Below are 21,176 nucleotides of genomic sequence, written 5' to 3'. Positions count from 1 at the left end.
CACGTTGCACTGGAAGGCAAGTGGGAATGGGCATGTGAGGCCTTGCGTTGGGGAGCTAACCGGCTCTAGGGTTGCCTAACCATAGGTAAGCCAAGCCTAACCAGCTTCCATCCCAACCGGAGACCCAATGAGCTCATCCACTGTCCGATCCCGCGTCATCCCGGTCGACTCGCCGACGCGGTCCCGCCTGGTGCTGATCCTGGCCGCGGTGGTCGCCGTACTGGCCGTACTGGCCGGGTGCACGACGGGTTCGGCGGGCGGGTCCGGGGATTCCGCCGCGGCGACGGACGTCGAACGCGACGGCGACTTCCCGCGCACCATCACCCACGCCTACGGCGAGACCGAGATCACCGAGCCGCCCCAGCGGGTGGCCACGATCTCCTGGGTCAACGCCGACGTCTCGCTGGCTCTCGGGGTGGTGCCGGTGGGCATGCCGCGCAACTCGTTCGGGGCCAACGCCGCCGGTTCCACCGACTGGTTCGACGCCGAACTCGAGGCCGTCGGCGGCGAGATGCCCGAGCTCTACTCGGAGACCGACGGAATCAACACCGAGGCCATCGCCGCGGTGCAGCCCGACCTGATCCTGGGCGCCTACTCCGGGATGACCGCCGAGGAGTACGAGACCCTGTCCAAGATCGCCCCCACCATCGCGATGCCCGAGGGTGACGTGGCCTTCGGTACCGCCTGGCAGGATTCCACGCGCCTGATCGGCGAGGCCCTCGGCCGCTCCGAGCGGGCCGAGGAACTCGTCGACGAGGTGGAGGGCCAGATCGCGCAGGTCGCCGACGACCACCCGGACATCCAGGGCACCACCTTCGTCTACGGCACCGTGGACCCCGACGCGGCCGAGAAGATCTACGCCTTCACCGATGTCGACAACCGGCCGCGCTTCCTCGAGCAGCTCGGGATGGAGCAGGCCCCGGTGGTGGCCGAGGCCTCGACCGGGGCGTCCGATCAGTTCGCCGTCACGTGGTCGCCCGAGCGGGCCGACGAGCTCGTCTCCGACATCCTGGTGACCTACGCGGCGTCGCCCGACGTGCGGGCCGCGATCGAATCCGACCCGTTGCTCGGCCGCATCCCCGCGATCCAGGCCGGCCGGATGGTCCTGCAGACCGACGAGCAGCAGGTGCTCTCGATCTCCGCGGCCTCGCCGCTCAGCCTGCCCTGGGCGCTAGAGAACGTGGTGCCGGACATCATCGCCGCCGCGGAGCAGAACTGACGCTGATGCAGTCGACCCCGACGAGTCGGGTCGCCCCCGCGGCGGCCGGGCGGCCGGTGGCCCCGGTGCGGACTCCCGCACCGGGGCGCCGCCGCGTGGTCGTGGGCACCGCGACGGCGTCCGTACTGCTGGTGGTGTCGATCATCGCCTCCCTCTTCTTCGGGGCCCGGCCCGTCGACCCGTCGATCGTCTGGTCGGTCTTGTCCGGATTGCCCGCGCAGCTTCTGAGCGGTGATCTCGCCGCCGCGCTGGCGCCGGGGTCGGGTGCGGGCATGGACAGTGCGGTCGTGACCGCCCGCGTCCCCCGGACGATCACCGCGATTCTCGTGGGAGCCGCACTGGCCGTGGCGGGCGCCGGACTGCAGGGGGCGACCCGCAACCCGCTCGGTGACCCCGGATTGCTCGGGTTGACCGCGGGTGCCGCCCTGGGCGTGGTGCTCGGGCTGGCCCTGGCGCCCACCGCTGGTCCGACCGCGGTCGCCGTCTTCGCCGTCGTCGGATCACTGGCCGCCGGGATGGTGGTCGTGGGCGCCGGCCGGCTGGGAGCCGACGCCGGTACCGGGCTCGTTCTCGCCGGGGCCGCGGTGACCGCCGGGTGCACCGCGGTCACCTCCTCACTGGTGATCGCGCTCCCGGGCGTCCTCGACCGGTTCCGGTTCTGGGGCCTGGGCTCGGTGGCACGCTCCGCCGCCCCGGAGATCGCCGCCGCTCTCCCGTTCATCCTGCTGGGACTGGTGCTCGTCCTGGGGGGCGCCGCGTCGCTGGACGCTCTCGCCCTGGGCGACGACCTGGCCCGCGGTCTAGGGGTGGGGCCGGTCGCCGGTCGCGCCGTCGTGCTGGGCGGTGTCGTGATCCTGTCGGGGGTGGCCACCGCGCTGGCCGGACCCATCGCCTTCCTGGGTCTGCTCGTACCCCATCTGTTGCGTCGCCTGGTCGGGGTCGGCAACCGGCTCGTGCTGGGGCTGTCCGTGATCGTGGGGCCCGTCGTCCTGCTGCTCGCCGACACCGTCGGTCGCGTCCTCGCACCACCCGGGGAGATCGCCGTCGGGGTGATGACCGTCGCGATGGGCGTGCCGTTCCTGATCGTCATGCTGCGGATGAACCGAGGGGTGAGCAGCTCGTGAGCGCCCCCGTGATCGACCGACCCACCGAGGTGGCGGGGACCCGAGTCCTGGTCCGGCAGCTCGATGCCCGGCGCCGCAGGCACGCCCTGCTCGTGGCGGTCGGGCTGGCCGCGGCTCTCGTGGCGGTGATGGCCGTCCGTGTCCTGCTGGGCCGATACACGGTCACCATCCCCGACTTCTTCGCCATCCTCGGCGGTGCGACGATCCCTGGCGCGACGTTCGTCGTGATGGAGGACAAGCTCCCCCGGGCTGTGCTCGGTGCGCTGGCCGGGTTCGCGTTCGGCGCCTCCGGGGCCCTGTTCCGTCGCGTCCTGGGCAACCCGCTCGCCAGTCCGGACATCCTGGGCATATCCCACGGCGCATCGGCGGGCGCGGTCGCCGGGATGGCGTTCTGGGGACTGCGAGGGGTCGCGATCATCCCCGCCGCCCTCCTCGGGTCCGCTGTCGCCCTGGCCATCGTCCTGGGTGCCTCGGCCGGGCGCCGCACCGGGATCGTGGGTCAACGGTTCCTGCTCGGCGGCGTGGCCGTGGCCGCGCTGGGCACCGCCGTGGTCACCCAGCTCATCGCCCGACTCCCGCTGGCCGGGGCACAGGAGGCCGCCGTCTGGACCGTGGGATCACTCTCCGGGGCATCCGGCCAGCGCATCGGGTGGCTCGCGGTGGCGTTGATGCTGCTCCTGCCACTGGGGCTCTGGCTGCACGACGCCCTGCAACCCGCCGAACTGGGGCCCGAGCTCGCCGTGGGCCTGGGTTCCCGGCCCGTCCCCACCCGCGCGGCCGCACTCGGGGTGGGCACCATGCTCGCGGCCGCCGCGACCGCGGTGGCCGGTCCGCTCGCCTTTGTGGCGCTCCTCGCCACGCCGATCGCCACCGCGCTCGGCGGCGGACGTCCCCGCATCGTCGCCGCCGCGTTGACCGGGGCGGTGATCGTCGTGACCGCCGACATCGTGGCCTCCGAAGCCCTGAGCACCGTCGACCTCCCCACCGGCGTGGTGACCGGCGCCCTCGGCGCCCCCGCCATGTTGTGGATCCTTCTGCGCTCCCGAAAGGTCGCCTGATGAGCATCACCACCTCCGCCGCCACCGTGTTTCCCTTGGATTCACCGCCCGACACGGATCCCGCCTTCCGTCTGCGCGGTCTGACCCTGGGATACGGCACCGACCCAGTGATCCGTGATCTCGACCTGGACATCCCGGGAGGTCGCACCACCGTGTTCATCGGTGCCAACGGCTGCGGCAAATCCACCATCCTGCGGGCCCTGGGCCGCCAGCTCGCGCCCTTCTCGGGGACCATAGAGGTGAGTGGGCAGGACCTGGCGACCATCAGACCCCGTGAGCACGCGAAGTCGGTGGCGTTCCTCCCCCAGTCGCCGCTGGTGCCGGAGGGGCTCACCGTGGCCGAGTTGGTGGCGCGTGGTCGACACCCTCACCGACGGTGGTGGGGAGGGGGCGACGACGACGGGTCCGCCGTCGCCGAGGCACTGGCACTGACCGACACCGCGGGCTTCGCCCATCGCCGGGTCGACGAACTCTCCGGTGGCCAACGCCAGCGTGTCTGGGTGGCACTGGTGCTGGCACAGGCCACGCCGACCCTCTTGCTCGACGAGCCGTGCTCGTTCCTCGACCTGGCCCACCAGTTGGACGTGTTGGACCTGGTCCGTGACCTGCCGCTGCCCGCAGGGCACGGGGACGGGGCGGCCGGCCCGGGCTCCGGACGTCGGACCGTGGTGGCTGTCCTGCACGAGCTCACCCTGGCCGCACGCGTGGCCGACCATCTGGTTGCCGTGGCGGAGGGCGGCGTGGTGGCCGCGGGACCGCCGGCGCAGGTGATCAACCCCGAGACCCTGCGTCGCGTGTTCGATCTGGAGGCCGACATCATCAGTGACCCGCTCACCGGCCACCCCGTGGTCCTGCCGCGGGGACGACGGAAGGGGACATCATGACCGCTGTAGCCGTAGAGGCTCCGATTCTCGTCGCGCGGACCCGGGTGGTGCGGGTCAGCGAGCTGGGGGAGTCGTACACCCGGTTGATGCTGGCCGGGCCGGACCTGCTGAGGTGGTCGAGTGAGGTGGTGGACCCCGGGACCGTGCGGGACGCCTACATCAAGGTGTTCGTGCCGCCTCCCGGTGGCCCGGGGATCGTCCCGGACCCTGCGGCGATCCGGGAATGGCTGGCCCTGCCGGAGTCCGAGCGGGGCTGGATGCGGACCTACACGGTGCGTCGTGCCGACACGGTCGACCTGGACGGCGAACAGGTTCCCGCCCTGACCGTGGACATGGTGGTCCATCCGGGCGAGGCCGAGGGGCCGGGCTCCGGGTGGGCGCGGACCGTGCAGCCCGGCGACACCGTGCGCCTCGCCGGCCCCGGACGGGGTCACGCGCCCTGGGCGGCGTGGGCTCCGGGTAGCGCGGGCCGGGTGGTGTGCGCGGGGGACGAGACCGCCGCACCTGCGCTGCTGTCGATCGCCGAGGAGCTCGCGGCCGAGCCCCGGGGAGGTAGGGACGTCGAGGTGGTGCTGGAGGTGCCGACCCGGGCCGATGCCCTGGCGCTGGCGGCGGGGGCCCCGGAGTTCGTCACCGTGCTCCCGCGATCCGGTGGGCCGGGACACGCGCTCGTCCACCATCTGGCGAATGTGCTCGAGGTGGGGCCGGGGTGCGTCGAGACGGTACTCGACGGGCGGCGTCCGGACGAGCGCGAATGGCAGACCGCCACGAGCGTCTCCGCAGGGGACCCGTACGTCTTCCTGGCGGGCGAGGCGGGACTGGTCCGGGCGATGCGCCGGCTCGCGGTGGACGGGGCCGGTGTGCCCAAGAAAGCCGTGGCGTTCATGGGCTACTGGCGCCGCGGAGCCGCCGAGTCCTGAACCGCCGCCCGCCCCGTATCCGCGCCTTCCCACCCACTTCTGCATATCTGCTCCTGGCCATGCACTCCGGCCTGCACTTCGGTTCACGCGGGAGTGCATCCCCGGGAGCGGTTGCGGCCGGACCGGGCAGGCGCAGGAGCGGATGCCCGGGGGGGTGACCGAGGAGCGGATGCCCGGGGGGTGACCGAGGAGCGGATGCCGGGGGAGTGACCGAGGAGCGGATGCCGGGGGAGTGCTCTGGTGCGAGCTCCCCGCGCCCGTGCGGATCAGGCCTCGTCGGGTGCCTGCTCGGACGCCTCGTCGGGTGCCGGATAGGACGGGTCGCGCAGGGCCCGGAGCAGGCGCGGGTACTGCGACCCGGGCAGGCGGTTGCCGACGGGATCGAAATGCAGGTCCTCGTCGTCGTCCTCCCATGTGTCCACCGTCAGGCGGCCCAGGGTCTGCCACCGTCCCAGCGGGGTGGCGTGCTGGAGGGTCCACGTCCCGCCGTCGCCGGTGGGGATCGCGGCCAGCAGCAGCTGGCGTCCGGCGATCCGCACCGGGAACATCGAGGTCATGGTGCGGCCGGTCGTACGCCATCCCGTCGTCAGCACGTAGCGGGTGACAGGACCCAGTCCGGTGCTGGCGAGCAGGATGTCGACGGGACGGTCGGCATGGATGCGGACGGCCATCCCGCCGATGTCGGGGACGACGTCCGGCAGCCCCACCGCACGCGAGAACCTGACCGTCGCCGGCCACCGGCCCGTGATGTCCAGGAGCGGGGACCCGGTTCTGCCGACCCCGGTCACGCTCAGTGTCGCCTGGGCCACGACGCCCCTGGGGTGCAGGGCCTTCGGCCGGGCCAGACGGGTGAGTGCCGCCGCGACCCCGAAGACCGAGCCGAGCAGTCCGGCGACGGGGGAGGAACGGACGGCCACCTCCGCGGACGGCTCGGGGCGTCGGTTCTCGGCGGTCCGGGTCTTGAGGGCGCGGGTCTTGAGAGAGCGGGTCTTGGGGGCGCGGGTCGCGGAGACTCGGGCGTTCTCGCGGCCGGATGGTCGGGCACTTCGGGGCATGGTCACAACGATACTCAGTGGCGTGCCTCACACCGTGGTGCTACGGTCAGCGCACTGCTGGACAAAACTGGGGACGGTGTCAACCATGGTCAGTGAGTACATGCGACGGGACGAGGGACTCTTCGCGCCGGACTCGGTCGCTCGGCGGGTGTGGTCCTATCCGACCTCGGCCCTGCTCGGCTTCATCCGTGCGGTGACAGTCGAGCACCTCGACCCCGACCTGACCGCCGCGGTCGACCACAGCGGGCAGGTCGTGCAGCGACCAGCACTGCGCTACGACCGGACCGTGCAGTACTTCGCGACCGTGCTCTTCGGGGATGCCGAGTCGGTGATCAAGTCCTCCGACGTGCTCATGAAGGTGCACTCGCGCGCGCACGGCCACAACCCCGTCACCGGCGGCCGGTACGACTCCAACGATCCGGATTCGCAACTGTGGATCCACATGACCGCCTGGCACTCGATCCTCTACGTGTACGAGCGCTACGGACCGGGGCGTTTGAGCCGGGCCGAGGAGAACGAGTACTGGCGCGAGTGTGGGGTGGCCGCGCACTGCCAGCCCATCCACGTGGGGGACGTGCCAAGGACCCGCGGCGAGGTGCAGAAGTACTTCGACGACTGGCGCGGCCGGCTCGCCGCATCCGAGGCGGCCGTGCACAACATCGACTTCATCCTCCACGGCATGGACACCATCTTCACCGCACTGCCCGCACCGATGAGAGCGGTCATGGGCCCGGTGATCTGGTCCGGGGTGATCGCCACCTACCCACGGTGGATGCGGCCGATCATGGGAGTGCGGCAGTCGCGGGCCGTCGACGCGGCGGTGACCGCGGTGATACGGCCGGGCATGGCGGCTCTCGCGCGCAGCCCCCGGGCGCAACTGTGGTTCCTCGAGCGGGTGGCTCCCCGCGGTGGCCCGGTGCTCACCGACTACCTCCGCGGCATCCCGGCCGAGACCTCGAGCGTGTACTCGCCGGAGCAGGCGCGCAAGAAGTTCGGTGACCCCCGCACGCCGATGCAGCAGTACGCGGACCAGCTGGCGGCCCGACGGTCCGGGCGGGGGGAGACGCCCTACGAGCCCGGACACCACGAGGCGCCGCTGGAGTTCGCGGCGCCGGCAGCCCGGGTGGGTTAGCGCCCGGCCGCGGCCACCCCCGGGTCAGGACCTGAGCAGCTGGCGCAGAACGTAGGGCAGGATGCCGCCGCTGCGGTAGTACGCCGCCTCCGCCGGGGTGTCGATCCGGACGGTGGCCGTGAACTCATGCGACCGGCCGTCCTTCTCGACGGAGACCGTCACCTCGTCGGGGATCTCGGACGATCCCTCGAGCCCAGAGACGGAGAAGACCTCCTCGCCCGTGAGCCCGAGCGATTCGGTGTCCTCCCCGCTGGGGAACTGTAGGGGGAGCACGCCCATCCCGATGAGGTTGGACCGGTGGATGCGCTCGAAGGAGACCGCCAGTACGGCCCTGACGCCGAGGAGCATGGTTCCCTTGGCGGCCCAGTCACGGGAGGATCCGGACCCGTAGTCGGCACCGGCGATGATCACCAGAGGGACGTCCTCCTCCCGGTAGGCCATCGCCGCGTCGAAGATGCTCTTCTCCTCGCCGCTGGTCCAGTGCTTGGTCACCCCGCCCTCGACGCCCGGGACCAGCAGGTTGCGGAGCCGGACGTTGGCGAACGTGCCGCGGATCATCACGTGGTGGTTCCCGCGACGCGAGCCGTAGGAGTTGAAGTCCTTCGGGGCGACACCCTTCTCCGTGAGATACCGGCCGGCGGGGCTGTCCCGCTTGATCGCCCCGGCGGGGGAGATGTGGTCGGTGGTCACGGAGTCACCGAGCTTGGCGAGCACCCGCGCACCGGAGATATCCCGGATCGGCGCGGGCTCGACCTGCATCCCGTCGAAGTACGGCGGGCGTTGGATGTAGGTGGAGTCAGCGTCCCAGTCGTAGACATCCCCTTCGCGGATGTCCATACCCCGCCAGTTGTCATCGCCCGCGTAGACGTCCGAGTAACCCTCGGTGAACATCGTCGCCTCGACGTTGGCGTCCACGACCTCCTTGATCTCCGCGCTGCTGGGCCAGATGTCGCGCAGGTAGACATCCTCGCCGTCGTCGTTCCGGCCCAGCGGCTCGGTGAGCAGGTCGGTGTGCAGACTCCCCGCGAGTGCGTAGGCGATCACCAGGGGTGGGGAGGCGAGGAAGTTCATCTTGACCTCGGGATGGATCCGGCCCTCGAAGTTGCGATTGCCCGAGAGTACCGAGGAGACGTTGAGGTCCTTGTCGGTGACGGCGGCGCTGACCTCCGGGATGAGCGGTCCGGAGTTGCCGATACACGTGGTGCAGCCGTAGCCCACCAGATGGAACCCGAGTTGCTCCAGGTAAGGGGTGAGGCCGGAGCGCTCGAAGTAGTCGGTGACGACGCGGGAGCCCGGGGCGAGGGTGGTCTTGACCCATGGTCGCGTCCGGAGCCCGCGCTCGACGGCCTTCTTGGCGAGAAGGGCCGCCCCGAGCATCACCGTGGGATTGGAGGTGTTGGTACACGACGTGATGGCCGCGATCACCACGTCCCCGTGGTCGAGGATGGCCTCAGTCCCACCGATGACCACCTCGGTCGGATCGCCGGGCCAGCCGAGCTTCTCGTTCGCGGTCAACTGCTCCTCTGACAGGTGCCGGGGTGCGGCGTCCCGCCCGGCCTCGGGTCCGCTCGCGGGGTTCGGGCTCACCGGGTCGGAGGCGGGGAAGGAGTCGGCGGACGTGTCGTCCACGCCGCCGTCGTCGGAGGTGGATCTCTCGATTTCGCCGGCGAGCAGACCGAGCACGGTACGAGGAGCGTCGCCCAGGGCGATGCGGTCCTGCGGACGCCGCGGGCCGGAGATCGACGGTTCGACCGTCGACAGGTCGAGATCGACCACCTGGGTGAAGTCCGGGACGTGATCGGGGTCGTGCCACAGGCCCTGCTCACGCGCGTATGCCTCGACAAGTTCGATCTGGTGCTCCTCGCGGCCCGTGAGTCGCAGATAGTCGAGGGTCTCGGCGTCGACGGGGAACATCGTGGCGGTGGAGCCGTACTCCGGGCTCATGTTGCCGATGGTGGCGCGGGTGGCGAGTGGAACGTTGGCCACGCCGGGGCCGAAGAACTCGACGAATTTGCCGACCACGCCGAGTTCGCGGAGGAGCTCGGCGACGGTGAGCACGAGGTCCGTCGCCGTGGTGCCCTCGCTCAGCTCGCCGCTGAGCCGGATGCCGATGACCTGGGGGATCAGCATGCTCATGGGCTGGCCCAGCATCGCGGCCTCGGCCTCGATTCCGCCGACTCCCCACCCCAGGACACCGAGCCCGTTGACCATCGGGGTGTGTGAGTCGGTGCCGACGAGCGTGTCGGGGTAGGCCCGGGGCGGCCCGGCTCCCTCGCGGGTGAACACGACCCGGGACAGGTACTCGAGATTGACCTGGTGGCAGATGCCGGTGTCGGGCGGGACCACGAGGAAGTCGTCAAAGGACTGCTGGCCCCAGCGCAGTAGCTGGTACCGCTCCTGGTTCCGCTCGAACTCGAGCTGGGAGTTGATATCAAAAGAGTCCGGGCTGGCGAAAGAATCGGCGATCACGGAGTGATCGATGACCAGTTCGGCAGGGATCTGCGGGTTGATCACCGCGGGGTCCCCGCCGAGTTCGGTCATGGCGTCACGCATGGCGACCAGATCGACAACGCAGGGCACTCCGGTGAAGTCCTGCATGAGGACGCGCGCCGGCGTGAACTGGACCTCCGGGTTCTGCTCCGATTCCGGACGCCAGTCGCGGATCGCCTCCACCTGCTCGGCGGTGACCACCCGGCCGTCCTCGTTGCGCAGGACGTTCTCGAGAAGGACCTTGAGCGAATAGGGCAGTCGTTCCGAACCGTCGACCCGGTCGAGTCGGTAGATCTCATAGGTGGACTCGCCGACGGCGAGCTGGTCGCGGGACCCGAAACTGTTCGGGGCCGTGGTCGCCTCATCCTGTGACATCGCACGACACCTTTCCTCAGTCGAATGTGATCGGGGCCACATTCCACCGTAGCCCTCACGTCCGCCGAACGACACCGTTCACCGCCCCGGCAGCAGCGCTCGCCGTAGTCGGGGCAGTGCCCAGTCCCACGGGACGCGTTCCTGTTCGAGCCGCAGGTCCCCGCCGATCGTCAGCGCCTCGAGTGCGTCGAGCTCCCCTGGGGTGAGTCGCGAGGGTGCTGTCCGGGTGGGTGAGGGGTCGAGTACCGCGTACTCGCGCCAGGTGTCGAGGGTTTCGGTGTCCATGAGGACGCTGATGGCGCGCGGGGCGTGACGGCGGAGACGATCGAGGATCGTGAACCCGTGCGAGTCGAGGTCGCCCCAGTACGCGATGCGCGCGCGGAGCGCCCAGGGCAGTGCGGCGACGGCGTCGACCGCGAACCCCCGGCCGAAGATCGCGACGGTGTCGGGGAGGTCCGGCAGGGCGAGGAAGGTGGTGAGATTCTCGACGACGACGAGGTGGCGCGGCCCCTCTGACGTGGGCCACAACGTGGCGAGCTGTTCGACCGGACTCTCGACGTCGCGCAACGGCAGGACGAGGTCCGGGTCCAGCACCCGCATGCGCACGCGGATCTCGGGGCCACGCAGTCCCAGCCCTGCGGCCGTGCCTTCTGCCCGGGTCCGCGCGGCGTCGAGGAGTGTCTCCACCACCCGGGTCCGGGTCTCGATCCACTTGGTGTCGACCCCCGGCACCGCGATCTCGCGGGCGCGCAGCCCGGTGGTGGGGTTTGCGAGCGCCCAGCGGCACACAGCCAGCAGTCGATCGAACTCGTCGTCGTCCCATGGTTCCCAGGTGGCCGAGGTGTCCGCGGCGGCGCGGTGTAGCGCCGGTTGGTCGCCCCCCACCGTGAGGATCCGGCTGGTGCGGTCCAGGAGCGTCTCCCACCGCGTCGTCTGGCCCGCCAGGCGCGCGATGGCGTCGGCACCGCGCACCTCGACTCGTTGAGGGAGCGCGGTGACCCCGAAGCCGGGCAACCGACGGTCCTCCCAGGTCATCCGGACGGCGGGTGCGCGTCGGGTCTTCTCGAACTCGCGCCATCGCCGGATCCACGCGGCCGTCCCACCGGGATTCTCCGCGGCACCCGCGGCGGTCGGGGACGCTGTGTTGAACCGGAGAAGATCGGCCTCACCGCCGGCGGGGTCGGCGAGCCACTGGCGGTGGGCCCGGGCGAACCGGGTGGCACACGCGATGGTCAGTTGATCGGGGTCGCGCGGTAGAGAGCGGGTGGCCAACGTCAGACCTCCTCCCAGGTGACGGCTTCGATCCGGGAGCGGCTTCCGTCGTCGTTGCCCACCACCACGAGCCCGCCGATGTACGGCTCGAGGGTCTGCAGGAGTTTGAGCGGGGTGGCCAGGACCATGTGGAAGCCGAAGTCGGTGAACACGTCCATCGCGCGACGCGTGTACTCGGGATCGGCGCGGTCGAACGCCTCGTCCAGGACGACCGTTCCGTACCCGGGGACGTCGGCGTCGATGTCGGCCAACTGGAACCGCAGCGCCGCGGCCAGGCAGAAGAACACCAGCTTCTGCGCCTGCCCGCCAGACAGCCCGGACGAGGAATCGTGGTAGTTGGTCGCGGCGCCGTCCGCGTCGATCTCGATACCGATGAACCCGACGTGCCGGCGGGTGTCCAGCACCGTCTGGCGCCAGCGGCGGTCGCCGGCGTCCGCTGACCCGAGCTTGTCGAGCAGGCGTGACATCACGGCGAACCCCGCCTCGGCGACGTCCACGGTCCGGTTGTCGAGCGCACCGGTCACGGCCTTCTCCAGGTCGCCGAGGAAATCGGTGACGGTCTCGGAACGCCGGTCACGCACCTCGATCTGCAACCAACGGCCCGCCTGGAACTCCGACCGTCGCAGCGAGTCGTTCACCGGCCGGATCTTGGTCTCGATCTCGGACCGGGCACGGCGGACGCGGCGGGCGAGCTCGCCCAGGTTACGGGTCTGCATGTCGCCGATGAGACCGAGGAAGCGCTCCTCGAAGTCCGCCAGCCGGTCCCGGCGTAGCCGGACCAGAACCTCCACGGCCTCACCGACGAACTCGGGGTCGGACTTGAGGTCGGCCTTCATCGCGGGCCAGTTCTCGAGATAGGACGTGAGGATCGCCGTGATGCGCCGGTGGATGCGGTCGCGTTCGGTGGCGGTGGCCGACTGCTCGGCCGCGATCGCGCGCTCGGCCCGCTGACACACGTCCTGCACGTTGTCGACTGTGAGCCCGCGGGTGGCGGCGGCCAGTCGCGCGCGGATCCGCGATGCGGCGCCGTCGGCACTGTCGTCGGAGACCCCTGGGGCCCTGCGTTCGGCCAGCGCGGCGAGGCGGGCCTGCAGGCCGACGATGTTGTTCGCCGCGACAGCGCGCGTATCCCTCGCGGAGTCGTGGGCTGATTGCGCCCGCGACTGGGACTCCTCGGCGACTCGGAGGTCGCGCTCCATTTCCGCGACCTCGGGGTGCGCCTCGCGCCACCGGTCGAGCCGCTTCTGGGCGTCATCGGCTCGTCGCCGTGCGGTGTCCGAGTCGATCTCCTCCCACCGCAGTCCCCGCAGCGCAGCAGCCGCCTGCTGACGGGAGCGCCGGTCGGCGTCGAGGTTCTCTAGCGCCGCCCACATGCCCTCGGACGAATCGATCCGCGACTGGATCTGATCGCGTTGGGCGGTGAGTGTCTCCACCTTGGCGTCATTGAGACCGCCCAGCTGAAACGCCGACGGATCGTCGATCCGTCGACGATCGTCCTTCTCGAACCTCTGTCCGCGCTTGATGAGCCCGTGCAGGGTGACCGCCTTGTCCAGTGCTCCCATTTCGTCTGCGGTTTCGACACACACGAAGTCGAACTCGCTGGAGAGCCGGCGGTGAACCCACTGCTGAAATGGTCCCGGAGCGGGCGTCACCTTTCGGACGAGACTCTCCGGACCGGTTCGCCTGGCCGTGGCGTCGTCCCTGGGATTGACGACCTCGTAGACCAGCCGCGCGCCGAGGTGAGTGTCGTTGACCGCGCGTGCGACGGTATCGCGAAGATGTTCGGGGACGAGCATGGTCCGTGCGAAGCCGGATAGCACGCGTTCGGCAGCTGGTCGCCACCGCGCGTGTTCGGGCGTCACATCGAGCAGCTCGCCCGCGAAGGGAAGTTCGCGGGCATTGACCCCGGCCGCACGACAGACCAGGTCGCGCGCGGTCAACAATCGTGAGTCGATGTTCGAGCGGTGTCGGAGAAGCGACTGCAGGCGGGCAGTCACGTCGCGATGCGCGTTCTTCTCCTCGTTGAGGTTCCCCGCCACCTCGCGGAGCTTCTCCCGATCCCGCGCCCGCTCGGCTTCCTGGTCTGCGTCCTCTCTGTCGAGAGTGGCGAGGAGGACGGCGAAGTCCTCGGCGGTGTCCGGGAGCGTGCCGCCGAGACTCTCGAGCTCGGCGGCGGCGCGCCCGCGTCGGGATGTCACGCCTTCAGCGTGGTCCCGCGCGCGGTCCAGCTCCCGCGCGAGTTCGTCGCGCCCCGCGCCCGCGCTGCCCCTCAACCGGGCGCGCAGGTCGTCGCTGGTCGTCCTGGTGGACTCGAGCTGGTCACCGGCGGTGGCGACCGCGGCCTCCGCCGCGACGAGGGCTCCGCGCGCGGTCGCGAGCTCCTCCTCGACGAGTTCGGTGGTGACGGCCACCTGCACGGCCGGGAAGGCCTCGCTCTCGGCGTCGAGTTCCCGGGCCCTCTCGAGTACCTGGCCCCGAGAGGTTCTGAGGTCCGCGAGTGGCTCGAGGTGAGAGATCTGTCTGCGGACGTCGACCACGGAGCGATGGGCCTCACGCAGTTCGGCGAACTGCTGGACGGCCCGGTCGGCCACGGTGAACGTGTCCGGCTCGTCCAGCATGAAGTCCCGGAAGAGTTGGTCGAGGCTGGACAGGGACTTGGCGGACAGCGTGCGGTGAAGGAGGAGCTGCGCGGCTTCGGAGGCGATGCCGAGTCGTCGACGGAATGCCGCGGCGAAGGCCGAGTAGCTGTCATGGAACCTGATGTCGGGGAACTCGCGCTTGAGCGCTCGCTTGTCGATCCCGTTGCGCAGGTGTCCGAACATCTCCGGGAGGTCGACCAGCGAGTCGGACTGATGTTCGGCGACGCCGTGGAGACGCTTGATCCCGGTCGCCGAGTTGTCGCCCGAACGGGCGTAGAGCAGGAGGAGCAGCGTCACACTGCTCCCCGTCCCGTTCGAGTAGGTCAGTGCGATGGCGGAGAACGTGGCCTTGGGGCGCAGGTACACGGAGGCGAGATCGCCCGTCTCGCCGTCGGTCCCTCGCCGCCAGGCGCCCCGGAGATATGAGACGAGCGTGCGACCTGAGCCCCGTCCGGCTTCTTCCTGCGCCGCCGCGTTGAACCGGAGATGGGCGGGCGGGACCAGTACGGCGGAGACGGCATCGATCAGGGTGGATTTGCCGGACCCGGAGCCGCCCGTGACCAGGAAGCCCTTTCGAGGGACCGCGACGTCGTGGTGACCGTCGAGCGTGCCCCAGTTGCATACTTGGATGCGCGAGAGCCGCATCTGCCCCGGGTGGTCGGGCATGCCGGGCAACTGCAGCTCATCCGACATCGTCGACCGCCTCGTCGTCGTCGCTGTTGTCGTTGTCGTCGAACAGGGAGTCACCCTCGTCGGCCTCATCGCCATGCGCGGCGATCAACGTGCGGTATTCGTCGCGGATGCCCGCGACCACGTCGGCGTCGAACAGGTGCCGGAGCACCGGAGAGACTTCGGCTCGTCCCTCGGTCTCGGTCACGGTGAGCAGCGAGTACGTCTTGAGCCGGTTCCACGAGGCGTCGAACTTGCGGGTGTAGCGGGCCCGGTCGGAGTCGATCACCCGGCGGTAGACGTCGATCTGTTCGGCCACGTCGGTGCGGTCGACGATCACCCGCTCGCCGGGCTGGGCCACCGACAGCTCGGACCGCAGGTGCAGTAGTAGGACGGTGTCCATGTGGGACAGGGTCTCGGTCCGCAGGACGGCGGGCACGTCGACCTGGCCGGAGGTGTCGACCTGGCGGGTGAACGCGATCCCGGCGTCGTGGTCCAGGACCAGGTCGAGGAACACGTCCGCGAGCCGGGAGCGCAGTGCCGGCTCGTCGGACACGACCGCCGCCCAGATCTCCGGTTGGCGATGTGCCTGTACGAGCGGACCCGTGAGCAGGCGGGCGAGCGCGCGGCGGGACGCGAAGGACAGGCTGCCGGTATCGCCGGGCCAGAGTGTGTCGCAGTCGACGGCGGAATCGGTGGTGGGCTCGGGGCCGTCTCCCGGGGGAGCCGTCACGTGTTCTCCTCGTTCAACTGGTCTGCGCTGAACTCCAGCGTAGGGATACGGGCGGAGTGGTCTGACCCGGCCGCGTCTGTCCACCTGATGGTCTCGGTCGCGCCCGGGTCGTGCGGTGGGGGCTGCGCGTGGCTCCTGATCGCCAGGTTGAGCAGGCCCACCACACTGGCGACGCCCTGGGTGGCGGGGTGTTCGTGGAGGACGGTACCGATCGACGACGGCCCGAGGCGACCCACCACATCGTCGACATGGGCGCGGAGTTCGGTCTCGTCGATCTCCGAGGCGCGCACGAGTGCGGTGAGGGCGGAGAGGTCGGCCGTGCCCGAGTCGTGGTGGGAGATCTCGGCTGCCACACGTTCCTCGCCGGGGTTCCTCAGGCGTAGCGCACTCACCGAGCGGGCGGTCATGCCGATCCGGCGGAGCGGAACGGACATCGTGGTGGTCGGTCGGACGGCATGGGTTCTACTGGCCTCGGCCGCGGCGGACCGGGCAGATCGGATCGTGGCGAGCATCTGACGGTGTTCGACGTAGGCGTCGGTGGCGACGAAATGCCGCAGGCTCCGGGAGAGGGAGGTGAGGACACCGTTGACCTCGGCGCCCGCGGATTCCATCTCCTCGAACAGCGATCGCAGTTCGCGGCGCGCACCAGATGGGAGGTCGGCCACCTGGGGGCGGCTCAGGATGTCGTTGATCCACGTGTCCACCGAAGCGGAGCGCTCGGGATCGAGCAGCACCGAGTAGAACGACGAGAAGCTCCGGCCGGCTTCCGAGTCCCCGATGAGGTCGACACCGCCGAAGACCGCGTCGAGGACGTCGCCGCGGGCACCGTCCTGGTCCAGGAGTCGACGGCGAAGATCCTGGTTGAGCGAGTCGAACTCCGCGCGGACGCGGGCGAAATCGGCGGGGATGTCGTCCGCGCCGTGCAAGATCTCGGACACCTTCTCGCGGACCTGCTCGGGGTCCGCGAGTTCGATTTCGCCCGCCTCGACTCGCGCGATCGCCGCATCGATCCGGTCCCGCTCCCGGGTGAGCGAGGCGAGACGGCCCTGGACGGATGGATCGGTGTCGCGGGCGAGATCCTCGAGCTGACGGGTCAGCGTCTCGACCCGCGACACCGTGAGTCCGCGACGCGGCGTCTGCAGGCCGTCCAGGAAGTCCACGGCCACCAGGGCTGCCTGCGTGGGTTCCACTGTCTCCCCGGTCGCGGCGGTTCCCGGGCGTCGGACCATCCAGCCGGCATCCACCCACGCTCGCACGTACGATTGCGCTGTCCCGGGGATTTCCGCGCCGGAATCACGGACGGCCACCAGCGTCCTGTCGAGGAATTCGTAGAGCTCCGCCGACGGCACCCGGCGGGACGATCCCTCGAACGTCTCCGCGATGACCGACACGATCAGCGGCCACAGCGGGCTGCGCAGTAGTGCGAGGGTGGACGACTCCGTGTTCAGCCGGGTGAGGGCGAGGTAACGGGCCAGCGCGGACATGTGATCATCGTTTCACGCGATCACGACGCCACCGTCGACGAGTGGTCGATTCCGCTCACGCTCTCCCAGGGGCGCTGATCGATTCCGGCGCATTTGTGACCACTTGCCGGGTAGCGGGCCGGGGTGATCAGTCGTCGACGCCCCGCGCGGCCAGCGCGTCGCCGAGTTGGTCGGCCGTGGTGAGCGCCCCGAGCACGGTGGGCACCACCAGAGCACGGATCGACATGCCGAGGCCGCGGGCCTTGCGGGCCTCGGTGACCTGTCGTAGTTGCCGCGCGAGCAGTGGGATCGCCCGGATCGTCAATACGAGCACCAGAGCCACGCGATCCGGCGAGACCCCGACGTGACGCAGCGGCTGGGCGGCGCGGGTGACCGCGTCGAGCATGTCCGACACCCGGGTGGTCAACGCCACGAGTCCGGCGACGGCCACCGCGACCAGCAGTGACCCACTCACGCGCAGGGCCGTGTCGATGTCGGCGACGATCCACTGGAGCACGAGGATCGCGATGAGCATCGGCAGCACCGGCCGCACCTGGTCCCAGGCGGCGCGGGGGCGGATCCGGCCGACCGCGTAGAGCGACGCGGCGAACCCCAGGGCGGGCACCACGTGCCAGGCCTCTCGCACTGACAGCGACACCGCGAGTATCAGCGCGCAGACCAGCAGGACCTTCACGCCCGCCGGCAGGCGGTGCAGCGGCGAGTTGCCGGGTTGGTAGGTGGCGAACACCTAGGCCCCCGAACCCGGACCCGGACCCGAACCCGAACCCGGACCCGGACCCGAACGCAGCGCGATCCGGCGGTACCCCGACAGCGCTGCCGCGGGGGCGTCGTCGATCACCACCCGACCGCCGTCCACCACCAGCACGCGGTCGAAGTCGGCCACCAGGTCCAGATCGTGTGTGACCACCACGAGCTGTTGGGGGAGCCCGGCGAAGGTCTCGGCCACCAGCGCCCGGTTGCGCAGGTCGAGCAGGGTGGTGGGTTCGTCCGCCACGATCACCGAGGGTTCGATCACCAGCACGGCCGCCAGTGCGAGCAGCTGCTTCTGTCCGCCGGACAGGAGGTGGCAGGGGTGATCGGCGTGATCGGAGAGGTTGTATGTGGCGAGCACCTGATCGACTCGTCGTCGTCGGTCCTCGCGGTTCAGGCCCGAACGGCGCAGGGAGAAGTCCACGTCCTCCGCCACGGTGGGCATGACGATCTGGGTGTCCGGATCGGTGAAGCAGAAGCCCACCCGGCGGCGGACCTGCGCGCCCTTGCGGCGGGTGTCGAGGCCGTCGACGGTCACCGAACCGGAGGAGGGGATGACGAGTCCGTTGATCATCCGCGCGAGCGTGGATTTGCCGCCTCCGTTGACGCCGACGATCCCGATACGCCGCTCGGTCAGCACCAGATCGATGTCGGCCAGGACGGTCCGGTCGCCGTAGGCGTGTGTGACGCCAGCGAACCGGATCTCGGCGCCGCGGGGGACGGTCTCGCCGGGGTCGGTCACGTCCTGCGCAGTGGGGCGATCAGGCCGGGCCGCGCCTTGTGGACCTGGACGGCGACGATCGCTGTGACGACCGCCTTGACGAGGTCACCGGGGACGAATACCCCGTTGGCCGCGATCGCCGCCGTCAGGGTCAGCTCGGTCCGGATCAACATGCCCACGACGCCGAAGGTGTAGATGACCACGATGCCGCCGAGGATGTTGATGAGCAGTCCGGGGATCAGGCGGTAGCGGGGCATCATCAGGGCGGTGAGCAGGCCGATCACGACGACCGCAGGGAGCCAGCCGATGAGGAAGCCCGCGGTGGGGCTGGCCAGCGAGGCGAGCGTCGTGCGGCCGCCGGCGAGCACGGGCAGCGCGAGACCGATGACGATCACCGCGAGCACTGACAACAGGCCCTTACGCCAGCCCAACAGTGCACCGGCGAGCATGACGCCGAGCGTCTGCAGCGTGATCGGCACACCCGCGGAACCGATGCTGATCTGGCCGGGGAGACCGAGGACGACGATGAGGGCCGCGAACACCGCGATCTGAGCGAGATCTCGGGTTGCGCTCCGTGCCGGGGCCTGATCGATAGAGGTGCTCACGTGGACTTCCTTGTCACCGGGAAAGCTGATCGACAATGTACGGGGATCATTGTTGCGCCTGTCACGCCGAACGGCGTCATCGGGGTGGGCGGCTCCGTGTGTCCGGTCGCGAGCCCGGACACGGTCGCTTAGAGTGACCTGAATCACATCCAGCGGTTCGGGGGACACGTGACGGATCGATCTCAGCGCATTCTCGGCGAGGTCATCGCCGCATTTCTCGTGGCCGTCCTGGCAGTCGTCCACCTACCGGCGGTCGCCGGAGCGCAACCGTACGCCGTCTACCTGGACGTCGCCGCCGACAACCATGACGGTGAGCTCGCGGGCGGGTTCTCCACCACGCTGACCACCGATCGCGAGGAGCTGGGGGCGGCGCTCGACGTCGTGCGGGCGGCGGGTGTGACACCGGGGCGGTACCAGACCCTCGTTCGTCAGTACTGGCTGGCCGTCGGTGCCGAGAACGCGGGGATCGACCTGGCGGAGTGGGAGCCGGCGCGAGGGCTCGAGGCGAACCTCGACACGGTCGACAAGGTGTACGTGAACTACCTGCGGCTGTACAACTCCCACGACGGGTTCTGGTGGACCGGGATGGCCGGGTTGGCGGGGATGTCGTTCGCTGCCGGGTTCTGGGACCTCGACGAGGTCGGCGGACTGCTCAGCGTCCCGGGGGTCCACGAGGTCGGCACGGGGGTCGGCGGGGCGCTCGCGGGCCTGCCGTGGGAGCTCGCCTCCGGGATGCCACGCGACGTGCGTCTGCTCGCCACCGCCGGGCCGACGCTCACGCGGTCCGACGTGGACTGGTACCTGCACCGGCTGCTGATCATGCAGCGCAACATCTTCATGGACATGGTGCCGATGCACGAGGCCTATGTGGCAGGCGGCCTGCCCGCGGTCGAGGAACTGGCTGCTGGTGGGGCATACGACGACTACGTGGTCGACGCGTGGCGGATGCTCGACGAGGGCTCGCCGGAGGGCAGGTCCGAGGCGTTGCTGCGGATGGCCTCCCGTGAACAGAACCAGATCATCGCCGACCAGTGGGATGTCACCGCCGCCGGCCGAGGGGACTTCGGTCGAGTGCTCACCTACATCACCACCGTCGGTGGTGCTCCCGATATCCCCGGGGCCTCCACCCTGGGCGAGTTCCGGCCGCTGTCGGTGCGCGCCGACGTAGGTGGCCAGCCGACAGTCCTCCACACCCCGCTGCCCGCATTCAACTGGGCCGACCGCGAACCGCGCTGGGAGTACATCGAGCAGGACCTCGTGCCCGCGTTCCGATCGCTCGTGCGCGACCGACCCGGGGAGGCGCCCCGTTACCTGAACGTGGGCTTCCGGCCGCGCGCCGAGCAGAACCGCATCCTCGTGCGCCTGCCGGTCTTCGCCGGGCAGATGACGTCGGGATGGATGGTGGGGCCTGCGTGACGCGCAGGCATTCAGCGGTTCCTCCGGGCCCGGTGCTCAGCCCGGCGGGTCGATCAGCGCGTCGACCGCGGTGAGCACCTCGTCCAGCGGCCGCCCGCCCTCGATGAGTTCCGAGGCCTTGAACGTCACCGCCATGACCAGTTCGGTCGTCAACTGCGGATCGGACCGGGACGACTCGGCGAGTGAGTCGCGCAGCGGGGTGGTCATCTCGGCGTGCATCCGGTTCAGCCGCTCCCGCGCCGGGCCGTCCGGGAGCTGCGCGGCCAGCGCGGTGAGGATCGCGTGGTCGCCGGCGGCGACCAGATCGAGAGTCGTGTGCACGTATGCCACGACCCCCCGGCGACCGCCGCCGGCGTCACGCACGGCCTCGGTGACGGTACTGATCCAGCGCGGCATGAGGTCCTCCGCGACGGCGACGATCAGCTCCGCGCGTGAGGAGAAGTAGGTGTAGAAGTTCGACCGCGTCATCCCCGCCCGGGCAGTCAGCTCGTTGATGTCGGGCGGCGTCCCGGGGGCCTCGGAGAGCATCGACCGGGCCGCGTCGAGCAGGGCCCGACGCTTGGCGTCCCGGTGTTCGCCCACGGTGGGGGCGTCGATGCGTGGAATGTCGGTCTCCCGTTACCTTCTCGG

At 70.3% G+C, this 21,176-nt stretch carries 17 protein-coding genes; 7 read left to right on the top strand and 10 right to left on the bottom strand.

Annotated features, from left to right (window positions below):
• The first annotated feature begins 127 nt into the window (after positions 1–127).
• The 5 genes from NJE57_RS10575 to NJE57_RS10555 are packed head-to-tail and all read left to right on the top strand — an operon-like array spanning position 128 to position 5,205.
• On the top strand, positions 128–1,219 hold the full coding sequence (locus tag NJE57_RS10575; RefSeq protein WP_319028368.1) for an iron-siderophore ABC transporter substrate-binding protein: 1,092 nt from the start codon (positions 128–130) through the stop codon (positions 1,217–1,219).
• A 5-nt stretch (positions 1,220–1,224) separates the two neighbouring features.
• Positions 1,225–2,343, top strand: coding sequence for an iron ABC transporter permease (locus tag NJE57_RS10570; protein WP_319028367.1), 1,119 nt, complete (start codon positions 1,225–1,227; stop codon positions 2,341–2,343).
• On the top strand, positions 2,340–3,401 hold the full coding sequence (locus NJE57_RS10565) for an iron ABC transporter permease (protein ID WP_319028366.1): 1,062 nt from the start codon (positions 2,340–2,342) through the stop codon (positions 3,399–3,401). Before NJE57_RS10570 ends, NJE57_RS10565 begins: the two co-directional genes overlap by 4 nt.
• On the top strand, positions 3,401–4,285 hold the full coding sequence (locus tag NJE57_RS10560; RefSeq protein WP_319028365.1) for an ABC transporter ATP-binding protein: 885 nt from the start codon (positions 3,401–3,403) through the stop codon (positions 4,283–4,285). Before NJE57_RS10565 ends, NJE57_RS10560 begins: the two co-directional genes overlap by 1 nt.
• On the top strand, positions 4,282–5,205 hold the full coding sequence (locus NJE57_RS10555; RefSeq protein ID WP_319028364.1) for a siderophore-interacting protein: 924 nt from the start codon (positions 4,282–4,284) through the stop codon (positions 5,203–5,205). The genes NJE57_RS10560 and NJE57_RS10555 overlap by 4 nt, the downstream gene beginning before the upstream one ends.
• A gap of 266 nt (positions 5,206–5,471) precedes the next feature.
• Here the strand turns inward: NJE57_RS10555 and NJE57_RS10550 are convergent, their stop codons facing one another.
• Entirely contained in the window at positions 5,472–6,260 is a 789-nt protein-coding gene (locus NJE57_RS10550) for a phosphodiesterase (RefSeq protein ID WP_319028363.1), read from the bottom strand.
• 85 nt (positions 6,261–6,345) lie between these two features.
• On the opposite strand from NJE57_RS10550, the gene NJE57_RS10545 reads away from it, so the two are divergent.
• Complete coding sequence (locus tag NJE57_RS10545; protein WP_319028522.1) at positions 6,346–7,392, top strand: oxygenase MpaB family protein; 1,047 nt, start codon at positions 6,346–6,348, stop codon at positions 7,390–7,392.
• A 24-nt stretch (positions 7,393–7,416) separates the two neighbouring features.
• Here the strand turns inward: NJE57_RS10545 and NJE57_RS10540 are convergent, their stop codons facing one another.
• From NJE57_RS10540 to NJE57_RS10505, 8 genes are all read right to left on the bottom strand, one after another.
• The gene (locus tag NJE57_RS10540; RefSeq protein WP_319028362.1) at positions 7,417–10,257 is read right to left on the bottom strand and encodes an aconitate hydratase; all 2,841 of its coding nucleotides are present in this window, start codon (positions 10,255–10,257) and stop codon (positions 7,417–7,419) included.
• 78 nt (positions 10,258–10,335) lie between these two features.
• On the bottom strand, positions 10,336–11,529 hold the full coding sequence (locus tag NJE57_RS10535; RefSeq protein WP_319028361.1) for a Wadjet anti-phage system protein JetD domain-containing protein: 1,194 nt from the start codon (positions 11,527–11,529) through the stop codon (positions 10,336–10,338).
• Positions 11,530–11,531: 2 nt separating this feature from the next.
• A complete protein-coding gene (locus NJE57_RS10530) occupies positions 11,532–14,861 on the bottom strand; it encodes an ATP-binding protein (protein WP_319028360.1) in 3,330 nt (1,109 codons plus the stop codon).
• A complete protein-coding gene (locus NJE57_RS10525) occupies positions 14,851–15,570 on the bottom strand; it encodes a DUF4194 domain-containing protein (RefSeq protein ID WP_319028359.1) in 720 nt (239 codons plus the stop codon). The genes NJE57_RS10530 and NJE57_RS10525 overlap by 11 nt, the downstream gene beginning before the upstream one ends.
• Positions 15,567–17,054, bottom strand: coding sequence for a DUF3375 domain-containing protein (locus tag NJE57_RS10520; protein ID WP_319028358.1), 1,488 nt, complete (start codon positions 17,052–17,054; stop codon positions 15,567–15,569). Before NJE57_RS10520 ends, NJE57_RS10525 begins: the two co-directional genes overlap by 4 nt.
• Positions 17,055–17,181: 127 nt before the next feature.
• Positions 17,182–17,781 (bottom strand): energy-coupling factor transporter transmembrane protein EcfT, encoded by a 600-nt coding sequence (locus NJE57_RS10515; protein WP_319028357.1) that lies wholly within the window; start codon positions 17,779–17,781, stop codon positions 17,182–17,184.
• Complete coding sequence (locus NJE57_RS10510) at positions 17,782–18,546, bottom strand: ABC transporter ATP-binding protein (protein WP_319028356.1); 765 nt, start codon at positions 18,544–18,546, stop codon at positions 17,782–17,784.
• A complete protein-coding gene (locus NJE57_RS10505; protein ID WP_319028355.1) occupies positions 18,543–19,130 on the bottom strand; it encodes a biotin transporter BioY in 588 nt (195 codons plus the stop codon). Before NJE57_RS10505 ends, NJE57_RS10510 begins: the two co-directional genes overlap by 4 nt.
• Before the next feature lie 168 nt (positions 19,131–19,298).
• On the opposite strand from NJE57_RS10505, the gene NJE57_RS10500 reads away from it, so the two are divergent.
• Positions 19,299–20,546, top strand: coding sequence for a hypothetical protein (locus NJE57_RS10500; RefSeq protein WP_319028354.1), 1,248 nt, complete (start codon positions 19,299–19,301; stop codon positions 20,544–20,546).
• Between the two features lie 36 nt (positions 20,547–20,582).
• On the opposite strand, the gene NJE57_RS10495 is transcribed toward NJE57_RS10500, so the two are convergent.
• Entirely contained in the window at positions 20,583–21,128 is a 546-nt protein-coding gene (locus tag NJE57_RS10495; protein WP_319028353.1) for a TetR/AcrR family transcriptional regulator, read from the bottom strand.
• Positions 21,129–21,176: the final 48 nt, after the last annotated feature.

The sequence above is a fragment of the Dietzia sp. PP-33 genome, from assembly GCF_033790845.1.
Classification (GTDB): Bacteria; Actinomycetota; Actinomycetes; order Mycobacteriales; family Mycobacteriaceae; genus Dietzia.
Note: the sequence above shows the minus strand (reverse complement) of the source record. Positions and strands in the feature narration are given on the sequence as shown.

Coding starts and splice junctions, on each gene's coding strand:
- NJE57_RS10530 (WP_319028360.1), bottom strand. CDS start 14,861: ATGTCGGATGAGCTGCAGTTGCCCGGCATGCCCGACCACCCGGGGCAG.
- NJE57_RS10545 (WP_319028522.1), top strand. CDS start 6,346: ATGGTCAGTGAGTACATGCGACGGGACGAGGGACTCTTCGCGCCGGAC.
- NJE57_RS10550 (WP_319028363.1), bottom strand. CDS start 6,260: ATGCCCCGAAGTGCCCGACCATCCGGCCGCGAGAACGCCCGAGTCTCC.
- NJE57_RS10560 (WP_319028365.1), top strand. CDS start 3,401: ATGAGCATCACCACCTCCGCCGCCACCGTGTTTCCCTTGGATTCACCG.
- NJE57_RS10540 (WP_319028362.1), bottom strand. CDS start 10,257: ATGTCACAGGATGAGGCGACCACGGCCCCGAACAGTTTCGGGTCCCGC.
- NJE57_RS10570 (WP_319028367.1), top strand. CDS start 1,225: ATGCAGTCGACCCCGACGAGTCGGGTCGCCCCCGCGGCGGCCGGGCGG.
- NJE57_RS10555 (WP_319028364.1), top strand. CDS start 4,282: ATGACCGCTGTAGCCGTAGAGGCTCCGATTCTCGTCGCGCGGACCCGG.
- NJE57_RS10520 (WP_319028358.1), bottom strand. CDS start 17,054: ATGTCCGCGCTGGCCCGTTACCTCGCCCTCACCCGGCTGAACACGGAG.
- NJE57_RS10575 (WP_319028368.1), top strand. CDS start 128: ATGAGCTCATCCACTGTCCGATCCCGCGTCATCCCGGTCGACTCGCCG.